The 14,792-nt window shown below is 46.5% G+C and carries 10 protein-coding genes and 2 tRNA genes; 5 read left to right on the forward strand and 7 right to left on the reverse strand.

Annotated features, from left to right (window positions below; translation table 11 throughout):
- The 4 genes from B9J84_RS03305 to cydX all read left to right on the forward strand — a co-directional run.
- Positions 1-588, forward strand: a 588-nt coding sequence (locus B9J84_RS03305) for a DoxX family protein (protein ID WP_143698828.1), incomplete at its 5' end; no start/stop codon positions are given.
- A 120-nt stretch (positions 589-708) separates the two neighbouring features.
- The gene (locus B9J84_RS03310) at positions 709-2,289 is read left to right on the forward strand and encodes a cytochrome ubiquinol oxidase subunit I (RefSeq protein WP_094123521.1); all 1,581 of its coding nucleotides are present in this window, start codon (positions 709-711) and stop codon (positions 2,287-2,289) included.
- 11 nt (positions 2,290-2,300) lie between these two features.
- Positions 2,301-3,437: a cytochrome d ubiquinol oxidase subunit II gene (gene cydB / locus B9J84_RS03315; RefSeq protein ID WP_094123522.1), complete on the forward strand. Its 1,137-nt coding sequence runs from the start codon at positions 2,301-2,303 to the stop codon at positions 3,435-3,437.
- Positions 3,438-3,449: 12 nt separating this feature from the next.
- The gene (cydX, locus tag B9J84_RS03320) at positions 3,450-3,551 is read left to right on the forward strand and encodes a cytochrome bd-I oxidase subunit CydX (RefSeq protein ID WP_013856710.1); all 102 of its coding nucleotides are present in this window, start codon (positions 3,450-3,452) and stop codon (positions 3,549-3,551) included.
- 115 nt (positions 3,552-3,666) lie between these two features.
- Here cydX and B9J84_RS03325 read toward each other — a convergent pair whose 3' ends face one another.
- From B9J84_RS03325 to B9J84_RS03340, 4 genes are all read right to left on the reverse strand, one after another.
- On the reverse strand, positions 3,667-4,029 hold the full coding sequence (locus B9J84_RS03325; RefSeq protein WP_013856709.1) for a RidA family protein: 363 nt from the start codon (positions 4,027-4,029) through the stop codon (positions 3,667-3,669).
- A gap of 12 nt (positions 4,030-4,041) precedes the next feature.
- Positions 4,042-5,094, reverse strand: a complete 1,053-nt coding sequence (locus B9J84_RS03330; protein ID WP_094123523.1) for a lactonase family protein — start codon at positions 5,092-5,094, stop codon at positions 4,042-4,044.
- A 309-nt stretch (positions 5,095-5,403) separates the two neighbouring features.
- Positions 5,404-5,480: transfer RNA gene (locus B9J84_RS03335), tRNA-Val, on the reverse strand.
- A gap of 37 nt (positions 5,481-5,517) precedes the next feature.
- Positions 5,518-5,594, reverse strand: a tRNA-Val gene (locus B9J84_RS03340).
- 272 nt (positions 5,595-5,866) lie between these two features.
- Between B9J84_RS03340 and B9J84_RS03345 the strand changes: the two genes are divergently transcribed.
- Positions 5,867-6,928 (forward strand): GGDEF domain-containing protein, encoded by a 1,062-nt coding sequence (locus B9J84_RS03345; protein WP_094123524.1) that lies wholly within the window; start codon positions 5,867-5,869, stop codon positions 6,926-6,928.
- Here B9J84_RS03345 and B9J84_RS03350 read toward each other — a convergent pair.
- The 3 genes from B9J84_RS03350 to tnpA all read right to left on the reverse strand — a co-directional run.
- On the reverse strand, positions 6,916-7,587 hold the full coding sequence (locus B9J84_RS03350) for a DUF2726 domain-containing protein (protein ID WP_094123525.1): 672 nt from the start codon (positions 7,585-7,587) through the stop codon (positions 6,916-6,918). The two genes, B9J84_RS03345 and B9J84_RS03350, sit on opposite strands and share 13 nt — an antisense overlap.
- 319 nt (positions 7,588-7,906) lie before the next feature.
- Positions 7,907-13,948 (reverse strand): pullulanase-type alpha-1,6-glucosidase, encoded by a 6,042-nt coding sequence (gene pulA / locus B9J84_RS03355; protein ID WP_094123526.1) that lies wholly within the window; start codon positions 13,946-13,948, stop codon positions 7,907-7,909.
- Between the two features lie 467 nt (positions 13,949-14,415).
- Positions 14,416-14,792 (reverse strand): IS200/IS605 family transposase (tnpA, locus tag B9J84_RS03360; RefSeq protein WP_094123527.1); only part of this gene is annotated, 377 nt, incomplete at its 5' end.

Raw genomic sequence — 14,792 nt, forward strand, 5'->3', positions numbered from 1 at the left:
GCCCTCAATTGGTACGATGGCGTGATCGAAAAATTTAAAAAATTCGATTTTATAGTACTACTTGCGATTCGACTTTTTCTCGTGCCGGTGATTTTTGTCGGCGCTCATTCCAAAGTGGTTGGTTTCGCTGGAACCGTTGCTTGGTTTGGCGCCTCAACCGCCGATGGTGGTTTAAATCTACCTTTTCCAGAACTGCTGGCATTTTTAGCCGCCGCGACAGAAGTTCTCGGCTGTATATGCATCGCACTTGGTCTTTTTACTCGCATTATGGCTATCCCTATGATTCTCATGATGAGTGTGGCGAGCGCAATGGTGCACTGGAAACATGGCTGGGACGCGATTGCCACCAGCAGTATGGAAGCGACGGTGCGCTTAAACGGTTTTATTGAATGGTTGGCGGTCAATTTTCCGGGCCGCTACAACTACATCACAGAACTTGGCGACCCTGTGATGCTCAATAACGGGATGGAATTTGCGGCTACTTACTTTGTGATGCTGATGGTTCTTTTCATTTACGGTGGTGGCCGCTACGTCAGCCTCGACTACTGGCTAAAAAAACCATTCACTCGCACGCCTCAAACTGCTTAACACCTAATGATGCCTACTAACTTGAAGTTGCCGCCCGCAGCTTCAAGTGGCAGGTGTTATCAATCACACATTCATCTCTGACTATCTTACCTGCCATTTTGCTGGCGGGAGGGAGACTTTATGCTTACAGATGTGGTGGAACTGTCACGGTTCCAGTTCGCCAGTACGGCGCTTTACCATTTTATTTTTGTTCCGCTGACCATTGGCTTATCGTTTTTACTGGCGATCATGGAATCACTGTATGTCATGACCGGCAAAACCGTCTACAAAGACATGACTCGCTTTTGGGGCAAGCTGTTTGGCATCAACTTCGCCGTTGGCGTTGCCACCGGCCTCACTATGGAATTTCAATTTGGCACCAACTGGGCGTACTACTCTCATTATGTGGGTGACATTTTTGGTGCCCCACTGGCGATCGAAGCTTTGATTGCCTTTTTCCTTGAATCTACCTTAGTTGGGCTATTTTTCTTCGGCTGGGAGCGCCTTTCTAAGCGTCAGCACTTAAGCGTGACTTGGTTAACCGCTTTAGGCTCTAACTTTTCTGGATTGTGGATTTTGATGGCCAACGGCTGGATGCAAAACCCCGTCGGTGCCGAGTTTAACTACCAAACCATGCGTATGGAAATGATCAACTTTGCTGAGGTCATTTTTAACCCAGTAACCCAAGTGAAGTTTGTGCATACCGTTGCGGCGGGTTACACCACAGGCGCGCTGTTTATCATGGGTATCAGCGCTTACTACCTATTGAAAAAGCGCGACCTTCCCTTTGCGCGTCGCTCATTTGCTGTGGCTTGCGCTTTTGGCATGGCATCCATTACCGCCACTTTATTGCTAGGTGATGAGTCAGGTTACACCTTAGGTGAAGTACAACAGGTGAAACTGGCCGCCATTGAAGCCGAGTGGGATACCGAACAAGCCCCTGCCTCTTTTACTCTGTTTGGGCTACCTAACCAAGAAACCATGCACACAGACGCGGCGATTAAAGTCCCTTATTTGATGGGTATTATCGCCACGCGTTCATTGGATGAGCCCGTCATCGGCTTAAAAGATTTGATGGCGCGCAGTGAAGAGCGCATTCGCAATGGCATGCTCGCTTACGGGTTATTGGAAGCCTTACGCAATGGTGACGATTCACCGCAAAACATCGCTCAGTTTGAAACGCTAAAAGAGGATTTGGGGTACGGTTTATTACTCAAAAAATACACCGACAAAGTAACTGATGCGACTGAAAGCCAAATCAAACAAGCCGCGCAAGATACCATTCCGCAAGTTGCACCTCTGTTTTGGAGCTTCCGCATCATGGTGGCCTGCGGTATGGCGATGTTCGCTGTCATTGGGCTCTGTTTCATCCAAATTTGTCGGCGAAAAATCGGCACTCAGCCTTGGTTACTTAAGGCGGCATTATTCGCTATTCCACTTCCCTGGATTGCCAGCGAAGCGGGTTGGTTTGTCGCTGAGTTTGGCCGCCAACCTTGGGCTATCGGTGAAGTGCTTCCGGTTAATATGGCCGTATCTAACCTATCAACCAGCGATTTATGGATTTCACTGGGCCTAGTTTACTTACTCTATAGCGCATTTTTGGTGGTGGAAATGTACCTGATGGTGAAGTTTGCTCGGCGCGGACCAAGCGCCCTACATACCGGACGTTACCATTTTGAAACTCAAGATGGGCACGGATCTCTATCTCACGTACACCATTAAGGGAGAACACAATGTTTGATTACGAAACCTTACGTCTGCTGACTTGGGCGATTGTCGGTGTGCTATTGATTGGTTTTATCATCACCGATGGCTTTGATATGGGCGTTGCAGCGCTACTGCCCATTTTGGGACGCAGTGATGTTGAACGAAGAGTGATGATCAACAGTATCGCGCCTCATTGGGATGGCAACCAAGTGTGGTTGATTACTGCTGGCGGTGCGATTTTCGCTATCTGGCCACTGGTTTACGCCACCGCATTTTCTAGTTTCTATTTAGCGATGATGTTGCTACTTGCTGCGTTATGGCTGCGCCCAATTGGTATGGATTATCGCTCAAAAATCGATAACCCCTCATGGCGCAAGGCGTGCGATAACGCACTGTTCATCAGTGGCGTTGTGCCGCCCCTCATCTTTGGCATTGGTTTTGGTAATTTATTGGTAGGAGTCCCTTTTCAGCTCAATAACTTATTGATGCTCGATTACCAAGGCCATTTTTGGGATCTATTCACACCATTTCCACTACTGTGTGGCCTGCTCAGCCTTGCCATCGTCGTCACTCAAGGCGCAACGTTTTTACAGCTCAAAACTTGTGATGTGTTATGCGAGCGAGCCCATAGCGCGTCGGTCGTCAGTGCCAGCATTGCGGTGGCTTTATTTCTCATCGGCGGATTCTTGGCAGCCAACATGGCGGGTTATATTATCGTGAGCCCAATTGTCACGGATGCCGCTTCAAACCCCTTGCATAAAGAGGTGATTAGCGTCGCTCGTCATTTACTGCATAACTATCAAGCACACGCCATGCTGTGGTTGATCCCTTGTGTGGGCATCGCGAGCTTATTGGCGTGCATATGGGCAAGCCTGAAACGAGCATCTGGCGGGGCATTCTTATTCTCTAGCCTTGCTATTGCATGCATTATTTTTACGGCAGGCGTGGCGCTATTTCCGATGATCATGCCGTCAAGCTTAATGCCATCACACAGTTTGACGATTTGGGATGCCACATCCAGCCAAAAAACACTCAATATCATCACGCTTGTCGCCATCTTAGTGGTGCCAGTCATCCTCAGTTACACGGCTTGGGGTTACTACAAAATGTTCGGTCGATTGAGTGATGATTATATTCGCAACCACAGCGTATCGCTGTACTAAAGGAGATGACTGATGTGGTATTTCTGTTGGGTTCTTGGCGTATTACTCGCCTGCGCATTTGGTATAATCAATGGATTGTGGCTTGAGCAAGCAGAGCATTTCGATGAATCGTAACTCACTCATATGCAAGCAGATAACCTGCTAAGAAGCGTTAAGATCATCAAGCTTTAAGATAAAAAAATGGCGCTGTTTTTAGCGCCATTTTTTTATCACATCGTAAGAAACGTATTTACTGAAATTTTGGGCCAGCTGCGGCAACAAAAGCCATTTCAACCAGATAGTCAGGGCTTGCCAATTGCGCTTGAACGCAGGCTCGGCTTGGTGCACATCCTTCTGGAAACCAGCTATCCCACACTTCATTCAAAGCGGCGAAATGAGCAAAATCTGTGACATAAATTGTCACCGATAACACGCGGCTTCTGTCGCTGTCGATCGCCGTCAACTGCTGCTCAGCTTGGGCTAAGATCTGCTCAACCTGCCCTTTCATATCGGCTTTTGTATCGCTATCAGCCACTTCCACAAAGTGGGCAATGCCGTTGAATACGGTAATGTCAGACCAACGTTTACTCGGATTAATACGATGAATAGTCATTAATTTCTCTCTTTATGGTAAAGATAACTCGCAACAGTGCTGTTCGATCACACAGACTGGCGCGCCGACTTTGCAGCTAAAGCCGCTGGCAACCAACCTGCCTGTGGTTTCATCTCGGCGATAACTGGTTATTGTGTTTGAATGTTGGCTAGCAACCAACAACCAATCTCCATCCGCAGACAAAGTGAAGTCACGCGGGAATTGGCCACCGACGTCAAATGCGGCAATCCATTGCGGTTGTGGCTGGCATAGTTCAAAAAGAACGATTTTATTTTGCTCTCGGCAGGAAGCATAGAGAAAACGTTCATCGGGCGACAACTTAATCGCCGCAGCCGCTCCACTTTTCGCCTCATTCGGCAAGAGATCGCACTCAGCCTCTATTTGCCATTGCGTCCCGGAAAATACTAAGGTGACCAAAGTCTCCGACAATTCACAGACCACAAAAGCTCGGGTTTCTGCGTGATTAAACACCACATGGCGCGGCCCACTCCCCGCAGGCATCTCTACAGTTTGCGCCAATGAAAATGCCTGATTATCACTGTTGATGGCGAAAAAATGAATTGCATCACTCCCTAAATCGACCACAACCAGTTGCGACAACTGTTTAAGGAAAACCACCTGATGAGCGTGAGGTGAGGTTTGGCGCTCTGCATTTGGCCCCTGACCATCAATCCATAGATCAGCGATGCATGACTCAGGTTTGCCAGTGTCGTCCAAACGAACAATGTTCACATTACCCGACCCATAATGCGCCACGGCGCAATAGCGCTGCTTGGCATCAATAGCAAGATGACAAGCATAGCTACCCGACAGTGGCATTTGAGAAACCAAACCCTTATTAATGTGTATCAATTGTGGATTGTCGCTCGCTTCTACCTCGTTAAAAGTGTAAAAGCCTTTCGTTGTTTCGAGAAGGTAGGAAGGGTTACGCGTCGCCATCACTTCTTGCAAAACACTAAGTTCACCCGTGATGGTGTTAAGCTCAATCAGCTCAACGCCGTTACTACTGCTTGGTGCATCCGTATAAGTACCAATGTAAAAACGTGCGGCAGTATGTGTGCTCATTTTCCACCTATCATCAAAAATAAAACACTATACCCAAATTTCACCTTAATCTGGGATAATTTAATTAAGCTGCCTGTGTGGCAGTGATGAAAACCGCCATACAGTCCAAACTTAAATCCAATCGGGCGATTGCGGAACATAATCAATGAACAACATGCTCGGAATAATGTTTATTTTTCCTAGAGGATAAAATCCATCTTCGCTGTTAAATAATTTTCCGCGATAACGTTGCGTGGGTTTTTCGTCTAATACTGATTTGATATGTCATAGATACAACAAAGCCCGCACGTGGCGGGCTTTGTTTGAATTTGGTGGGTCTTATTGGATTCGAACCAACGACCTTCTGGATGTCGACCAGACGCTCTAACCAACTGAGCTAAAGACCCAAATTTTTGTTCTTGAGCATGATACATGCGACTGAAATGGTGCGTCCGAGTGAACTCGAATCACCGACCCCCACCATGTCAAGGTGGTGCTCTAACCAACTGAGCTACGGACGCATATCTTCAGAACGGAGTGGATATTAACGGCTGTTTTTGCTGTGTGCAAGTCTATTTTCTTTGTTTTTGAGCCAGTTGGCTTATCTATCACCAGCTTGTCTGTTTTTTATTCACAACTCTGGGTTTAAGCACAATAACCGGATCAACAATAGGTGTAAGCTGTCCAATTTATTTCATTGTATAAGTTATGTGAGATTATCCATTGATTCGGACCAATTATCTCGTACTATAAGCTTTATCAATATCTTCGATATGCAATACGGTGACGTAACATGGATGCGCGATTATTCAACCATTCTCATCATTTGAGAGCCTCTGTACTTTGTGGGTTAAGCTTACTGCTAACCGCTATTGCATTTTTCTTCGTCCTATTTAACGTTTTTTACACTTACAGCTACGGGCTAGCAGCATTAGAATTTATCTTCATGTGCTACTCCTATTACGTTTACTTGATTGCAAAACAACAAGCACATTCAGTCACTCACATTCGTGTCTACGTTTATTTTCTGATCTTTATTATCAGCGCAGGGACTTTTATCCAGCCTTTAGATAATGGTCTATTTTTGTGGACAACCTTTTTTCCAGTACTTTTCTATCTATTAATGGGAGTTAAGCATGGCCGCCTCGCTACGGGCATCGCACTCATTCCGCAACTGTTCAATATCCATTCTCAAGCCTCATGGAATGTGGATTATGACCCAACCCCGTTGATGATTAACCTACTTCTTTGTTATTGCGGGATTTGGACGGTGGCTCATCTTTTTGAATCTAGCCGTAAGAAAACCGAAAACTCGCTACGCTACCTCGCTTCTCGTGATGCGCTGACGGGCTCTCACAATCGTTTGGCACTCACTCACGCCTTCGCTCACTTCGTGCAAAATAAGGTGGATACGACGTTGTGCCTTTTAGTGATTGACCTTGATTATTTTAAGCAAGTGAATGACACCCATGGGCATGATGCCGGTGACAAGGTGCTGATCGATACGACGCAGGTAATGTCTCAAATTGTGGGCGACGATAACCTCTACCGTATCGGCGGGGAGGAGTTTTGTGTGACTTTGTTTAATAACAGCATCGCGCAAGCCGAACATGTGGGAGAAAAACTGCGTGAGGCGATTAATCAACATTTGTACGCTTATGGATCGAAGCGAATCCAACTGACCTTAAGTGTCGGTATTTGTGAATACCGTGAAGGTGACAAGTTGGATGTACTACTGAAATTAGCCGATGTTGAGCTTTATAAAGCGAAGAAAAATGGACGTAACCAAGTTTGTATTTGCCAAATCAATGACACAGTGGATGATTCGACACTTTGGATTTCTCAGAGCTCTTGATCATCGCCTATTTCATACACCACATTATAATTTTCAGTATAGGTACACTGTGGTTGACGGCTACACGTAAAGAATCGTCGGCCTTTGAATTCGCCTTGGCTGGCAATTTTTATCACCATTGGGCTACCACATTTTTTGCAAAAACGCACTTCTTTATCGGTTTCGATCAAATCAATATGCGCGGCCAGTAACCTTCTTAGTTTACTCACTTGATAGCTGTGTTTGATGTTCGCACCAATCAATGGAATATTGGCAGACTTACACACATGCATCAGCAATTTTTCACGCTCTACCTTGCCTTTATGCAGTTCTTTTCCGTTATCCAACTCGATGATAACTCGCGGCTCTAGGGTTCTTGCATCACACACCACAAAATCAAAATAGTTTTTGGCGATTCGGTTATTGGCGATAAACCACTGCTTTTTATTCAAGTTCGCCGCAGGGGTAACCACGTTGGCCATTGAAACTTTAGCCAACACCACACCGTGTTCCCCTACTGCAGATTTCAGTGCGTTATGAAAGGCGCCTTCCGACATATTGAGTAACGCCCCTTTCTTCTTATAAGCGTAGTCTTTGGTATCGTCGTGTTTGATCACGTACTTTTGGATAAAGACAAAAAACAGCACCAGCAGTGCAACAATGATAAAAATGTTGGTCATACGATAAAAACCATGTTGAAATAATTAGCTAACTCGCTAATTAATAAACGAAGTACCGCCCAAAGGCCAGTTTATTACTATGGATTTGTTGAAGAGGGTGACCTAATCCACATGGCAGCAGGCTCTCTTGTAAGCTGAATCTAGAATGTGTACCAGAGTGTCATTCAGGTTGATAAGCTACGCCAATGAGTGAAATGTCGCAACTTGTGTTTTCTGTCAATGGACAATGACCAAACGAGAGGCTCATTAATGAGAGCCTTGGTAGGAAAAAGTAGAGAAAGAAAAAGCTCGCCGCAGCGAGCTTTCATTGCTTTAACGATTAATCCAGTTGAAGTAAGCGACTAGTTAAAGCCGGAACGATGATTGTCGTTGTACCGATTTGCGTGGCGATCGTCTCTTCAGTCATTAAATCCTTCAATTGAGTCGCAGCTTTTACGCTTCCCATATCAAGAGATAATCTCCGCTCCGCAGTGCTGGTGTTAAGCACATAGATGATCTGCTCATCACCGTACACTTTGAGATCCGCGTACAAACTCTCGTCAATCCACACATTACGCCGCTCCCCTTTAGCCAGTGACGGGTATTGGCTGCGCAGTAGCATTAATTGACTGACGCTGTTTTTCAGCGCTTGCTGTTGTGGTGACAAGCTTGAACCATCTACTTTGCCACTAGAACGAGCAACGTGATCATCACACAAACCAACAGCGGCACAATTTTGTGTCACTTGCGCTGCAAAATTTTCGACTTCATCCCCAATCTCTTCACCATAGTAAAGCGTGATTGGCCCAGAATAAGCAGCAAGAAAACTGAACGCGGCAAGATGTCGCGCATAATAATCACCTAAATTACCTCGTTGGATTAGGTCACCAAAGCGAACCAAATCATGATTACCTAACATTAGATTTGGCATGGCGTGATAAGGCGATTTCGCTCGGTTATTCCAACTGGCTTCTAGACTCAGAGCGCTACCGCTTGCACCAGATTCTTCCACTGCTAGTGCTTGCATCACACCATAGCGTAAAGGAAAGTTGAAGGCTGAGGAGAGCGCTGGGTTTGCATCACTGCCATACGCAGTTAGGGTAATGTCATCAGCCCCTTGCCATACTTCACCGACCATATAGCCTAATGTGCCCCATGATTTCCCTGCATTGAGGTTATCTTGCGATGCTTGTTCAACCGCCGCGCGCAGCGAACGCCAACTCTCAAGCGGGACTTGATACGCTTGGTCTAAACGCCAGCCATCGATACCAAACTCACGGATCCAGTAGCTGGCAACTTCAGTGAAAAATGCCTCACTCGCTTGGCTAGGATAAGTGACCAACTTGCCCGGATAACCACTTTCTCCGTCATGAAGCTGAGGCAACTTGCCGCTCGGTGACGCTTTCACGCCAACAGAGCTGGTGTGGCCAAATACGCCATCCAATAACACGTACAGCCCTTTGTCATGCGCACTATCAATCAGCTCTTTTAGCTTAGCGTTGCTGCCAAAGTTAGGATCTACGTTGAAATAATCACACGCAAAATAGCCAGTAGCGTCAAGCTTATCATCGCCATTTTGACCCGCACAGGAATCAAATACTGGCGTTAACCACAACGCATTAACGTTCAAGCTAGCAATATAATCCAAGCTATTGATGATGCCTTGCAAATCACCACGGTGGTGCGAGTTGCCGTAACCAACGCCGTAATCAGCGTTTGAATCTCCATCAACAAAGGATTCCACCATCACTTGATAGATTCGCAAATCACAAGCGGGGTTATTATCTTGATAACACGCGTAGTCAACACCTGTATCCACAACGCCAACCACCAGTTGCGATGTGTTGGATGCATCCAGTGTGAACTTCCAAACACCTTGCTCTGTTACGGTAAGCTTGATATTGCCATTTCCTGCATTTTCCAATGTCGCGGAACCGCTAGCGATACTAAAGCCACCAAAACCAAGGTTTAGTGTGCTCCAATCTTCAGAAGCAATTTTGAATTCATACACTCCGGGAGTTAGATAACCTTCAAACGTGTAGAGACCATTTTGCTGATAGGATAATGGATTTGAAACTCCCCAACCGTTCATCGAACCACGCACGTACACCGTGGTTGAACCATAAGGTGCAACATCAATTGGTGGCGCATCAATGCTTAAGCCAGCACCCTGCTCGCCCTGCTGCGGCATCACAAACACTGCCGCCGTTAAGGCTGGAACGGTAAAGCGGCCATTGTTAAACTGGCTCGCTTTAACACGCACATCTTGTGCTGTGCGTAAAACAGGATGTAATTCAAAGCGCTGCGCATTCGGAATAACCACACTTTGCTCTGCGGTATTAGCGTTGATGGCGACAACGATGGCATCAACGTTAGGGTCGAGATCCGCACCAGCTGAAACACCATCATTCACCGACATAACAATCATGCCAGGCTGCGCATTTGGCCCCGTATTATGGAAACGAACACGATTTAACACTTCTTGCTCAGAGATTAGCTTGAGCAACGGTGTTTGCGCACGAATCGCCAGCAAGGCTTTGAAGGCATTATCTGTCCATGCGATATCTTGCGCGGAAGCTACCGTATTGGGGTTGGCTATCACACTTTGAATCGCACTCCAGTTGGCCTGATCTTTGTCTGCTCTTGGCAAGCCGACATTCCAGTTGTTGGTCTGCTTGCTAAAGTCAACACGGTTGTACCAATCACCACTGTCGTAACTGTCGCGCGCCATCGATTTTGAGCGAAGTAGTTCTGACCCCATATGGAAAAAAGGAACACCTTGCCCAAGCATTACTGGCGCAAGACCAATGATCTGCATGCGCGCTCGATCCGCTGAGCTGGTCTCTGCTTTTGCTTTATATTGGTTGAAGTCCCACAGGGTTTGATTGTCGTGCTTAGAGACGTAGTTAATCGACTCTTGTGGGTCAAGTGTATAAGCCGCGCCTTGACCACCGTATTGGAAATCACGGCCAAGCACTGTCATGCCGCTGGCGGTTTGCAATGGATAGGCTTGTAAATTGCCAGCCATGCCATAGCGAATTAAGTCCATTTTCGATTTCAGCTCATCACTAAAACGATCACCGGCATTGGCAAAACCTGGGGTGGTTAATAATGCCTCACCGCTATCAAATGGACCACCGCCACGCACACCGTCACGTAAGCGATCGTTATAAGTCCCTATTCCCGTTCCAGCCATTGGCCATTGCGTAGCATTTTCGCCTCTGGCACCGCTGGCGACTTCACCAAAGTTCCAGCCTTCACCATAGAACCAAGTGTCAGGATCAACCGTTTTCGCCGCCTCATAAATCTTGAGCATGCTTGATTTCATCAAGTGTCCCATCAGATCGAAACGGAAACCGTCGATTTTGTAATCTTGCGCCCACATCGTGACGCTATCGGCCACCAGTTTCTCGAACATACGGTTTTCTGAAGCGGTATTGTCACAGCAGCTAGAATTTTCAACCGCACCTGTGATGGGGTTCAAGCGGTGGTAATAACCGGGCACGGTTTTATCCAGTACTGATTTGTCATACAAACCTGACGAGTAGGTATGGTTGTAGACGACATCTTGCACGACTCGAAAACCAAGCTGATGCAGTTTTTGCACCATTTGGCGGTACTCTTTCACCCGTGACACACCATCACTTTGCACTGCATAACTGCCTTCTGGCGCGCTGTAATGGAATGGATCATAACCCCAGTTGAAGCTGTCAAGCGGCCGCACATCCGCCAATAATGCTTGTGCTTGCGGTGTATTCGGGTCGGTTTTTTCCAACAGAGAAAGTATGGTCGCGCTCATCGACGTGCCATCAGAACAGAGTGACGCTTGCGGGTTAATACCACACAGTTTTGCGACCGTATCATTAAGATCGACCCGCTTTTGCTCATCTTCCGGAATCGACGCTAAATCATAGCTTGGCAGTAAGTGAATGGTGGTTAAACCCGCTTGTTTTAAACTTTTCAGGTGCGCAACACTGTCACGTTCTTCTTCCAAGAAGGCGAGGTATTTACCGTTGTATTCCGCTGTTCCTTTGTTATCACTGTTGCTGAAGTCACGAATGTGTACTTCATAAAGAATGTTATCTTCAGGATGACTCAATTCAGGAATAATTTGAGTATCCCAATCGTCCGGTTTTGACTCTGCTGCGGTTAAGTCCACCAATTGAGAATAAAGGCTGGATGTACTGAGCGATTGCGAATACGGGTCGGTCGTCATCATCCATTCAAGTTGCGCCGTTTTAGGATGGTAGGCCTGCACGCGGTAACGATAGAAACTGTTTTTCAGCGAGCGCTCACCTTGATAGTGCCAAACTCCGGTGTTGGGATCTTCAACCATCGGCTGAGGGGAGGTACTGCGAAGGGTTTTATCTTGATCATACAGATACAGCTCCACTTGCTGCGCGGTCGGAGCCCATAGCGCAAAATGCGCGCTATCACCGTCTATCCAAGCGCCAAGTTTCGCTTCATCGGCATCATCGCTGCCCGCCGTGTAAAGATTATCGACTATTCCTGGGATCTGTACTTTTGTTGCAACCAGTACTTTGCCTTCAGCATCTCTCGCCACTGTCAGCAGCTGAGTTTTCAACAGCGCTTTAGCTTGTTCATTGCTCACATCCAATCTGAAGGCTGTTCGACCCGCTAAATGTGGGAAATGCGCATTATTTGTCACGCCTGACAAAGCTAATGGGTAATGAATGAATTGTTCAGGATGGGCGATATCACCATTGCCTTGTGCGCGGCTCCAAAGCTCATAGCTTGCCGCTTCGCTGTGATCGAACCACGCCAGTTGATTTACCGCAAGCCAATGTGCAGCTGCGCCCTCAATGACAACTTGAATTTGATCATTCGGAGAATAGTTCAACACCGCACTACCGTGGCGCGTATAAAGCGTATTGCCTTTGACAAAATCCAGCACTAAATCATCGCCGCCCAGCGCTTTATCATTGCCACTGTGCACAATAAAGTTCATGCAGTCGCCATGTTCTGCTTTAAGTGGAATGCGATATATCGCTCCATAAATCGGGTCGATTTCTGAGGCTAAGTAAGGATTTCCCCAATCCACGCCATTAAGCGCAGATTCAGAAACAGAATCACAGCTACCGTTGTTCCAAAGGTGTAGTCCCCAGCCGTCATAATTATTGTCATCACGCAGGTAGTAAATGATCGCTTCTTGATAAGTTGGGGTTGGCTCGGTTGTCGAGTTATCCGCCTGTTTCGGTTGTGGATCAATGCTGTCGGGGATGCCATCACCGTCATCGTCGCTTGAGGCAAAATCCCCTAGCCCATCGTTATTGGTATCAAGGCTTTCTAAGCGATCTCGTGGGAATACATCCTGCGCGTTGCCCACGCCGTCACCATCAATATCGTCATCTTCGCTATCGGCAATACCGTCACTATCAAGGTCAGCAGGAACGCTTGAAACATCATTGGCGTCCGTTCCTAAACGCGCTTCATCGGCGTTGCTCCACCCATCACCATCAATATCATCATCTTCGACATCCGCAATGCCATCGCCATCGAGATCGGCAGCAAAGCTTAAGGCGTCATAAGGATCTGTCCCTAATCGCCATTCAGTTTCATCAGGCCAGCCATCGTTGTCATCGTCTAGGTCTGCGTGATCGCCAATGCCATCATTATCGGAGTCAATACTCTCTTGGATGTCGTAAGGAAAGTGGTCAATCAAATCGGCTACGCCATCTCTATCGCTATCAAAGCCAATAACAGGCTCACCATTTTCAAGCATCAGTGTTTTATCGCGAATATCGCTCTTTTCTCGCTGTGCTTTTTTGATCTCATCGCCAAACCGTTTACTGGCTTTTTTCAAGGTATTGGCCAATTCAGGCAAGCTGGAGTCATCGATAGTAGCAGGTAGCAGTTGCGCTAGCGCTTTAGCAGATTGAGCAACCAAGATGTGGTTATCGACATAATCCGCTTTGACATCCAAAGTTGGAATACGCAGCGCCTTTTTCAGCTCAGCCAACGCTTTACTCTCTCGCTTACCATTTTGCATCTGCACGCTGAGGTAAGTCGTAAAAGGGCTGATCACCGGATAATTTGCTGGCGCCATCATTAAATAATTGCGCGCCGTTTTGACGGTGGGAATATCTTGGTCAACGGTTTTTCCCTTGATGGCAGAAGCCATCAGATAATAATTTTTTACGTCACCACGCAGCCCCGCCACGTTAATTTTTGCGATACCTTTTTGGTCGGTATACGCTTGAGGTTCGTTTTGTTCAAATTGACGATTGCCGTTCACATCCAGCCAAACTTGGGCATTGGTTAAATACCCATCCATGACTTGAACGTCTAACGAGTCATTACAACCCGCTAGCATACCAATTGAAGCAAACGCTAAAGTCATTCTCGTTAGGTTTGTTTTCATTGTTGTAATCCGTTTTATAACGTAGTGCTCGTCCTGCTCTCACTGCTGGCAGAAAACCTATAAATCAGTAGACATATGCCTATATCTACCTAAGCTAACGTTATAATTTTGACACCGCCAATTACCTCCCCCTTGCCATTTTTCTCTCAGGGCGTAGAGCCAAGGGAGGAGAAGAAAAACACAGAGTTCACTCACGCTCAGGGTAAATGAGATGAAAGGAAAGCAGAGAGAGCAAGATAAAAACGTGATCGGAAAGACAAAGCGTAGAATGAGGAATGATAAAGTGTGAAAGAATATTACATTTTGACCAATCTAATAGAGTTTGATCTTCCTCCCATCTCTCCTTACTCATTGCTCGCTATTCGCGCCGCTGAGCTTAGCGTTCAAAATTGTGATAAAGTAAAAATCCGCCTTCTTAGAAGGCGGCTTTGGTTTATAGCCCCCTATAAGGGGGCATCCCTGCGCTGCTAGTTTATCTTCAACTCTAACTGCGCCTCATATTCTTGATCTTTCTTGTCTTGGTGCCTTACGTAACGCCTGATGATTTCTTCATTCACACCAACTGTGTCAACAAAGTATCCCCTTGCCCAAAAATGATTACCCCACAGTTTCTTTCTTATATGTGGGAACTTGTTAAACAAGCGGATTGCTGAACGCCCTTTCAATACTCCCATCAACGTTGATATCGAAACTTTTGGTGGAACTATCACAACCAAGTGAACGTGATCCGGCTGAACATTTAATTCCAAGACTTCACAATCTTTCATATTGCACAAAATATAGATTGAGCGATAAAGCTCCTTACCTACATTCCCTTTCAAGATCTTAAATCTGTATTTCGGAG

Source organism: Vibrio sp. V03_P4A6T147, from assembly GCF_002241085.1.
Classification (GTDB): domain Bacteria; phylum Pseudomonadota; class Gammaproteobacteria; order Enterobacterales; family Vibrionaceae; genus Vibrio; species Vibrio anguillarum.

Coding starts and splice junctions, on each gene's coding strand:
- B9J84_RS03325 (WP_013856709.1), bottom strand. CDS start 4,029: ATGACTATTCATCGTATTAATCCGAGTAAACGTTGGTCTGACATTACC.
- pulA (WP_094123526.1), bottom strand. CDS start 13,948: ATGAAAACAAACCTAACGAGAATGACTTTAGCGTTTGCTTCAATTGGT.
- B9J84_RS03345 (WP_094123524.1), top strand. CDS start 5,867: ATGGATGCGCGATTATTCAACCATTCTCATCATTTGAGAGCCTCTGTA.
- cydX (WP_013856710.1), top strand. CDS start 3,450: ATGTGGTATTTCTGTTGGGTTCTTGGCGTATTACTCGCCTGCGCATTT.
- B9J84_RS03350 (WP_094123525.1), bottom strand. CDS start 7,587: ATGACCAACATTTTTATCATTGTTGCACTGCTGGTGCTGTTTTTTGTC.
- B9J84_RS03310 (WP_094123521.1), top strand. CDS start 709: ATGCTTACAGATGTGGTGGAACTGTCACGGTTCCAGTTCGCCAGTACG.
- B9J84_RS03330 (WP_094123523.1), bottom strand. CDS start 5,094: ATGAGCACACATACTGCCGCACGTTTTTACATTGGTACTTATACGGAT.
- cydB (WP_094123522.1), top strand. CDS start 2,301: ATGTTTGATTACGAAACCTTACGTCTGCTGACTTGGGCGATTGTCGGT.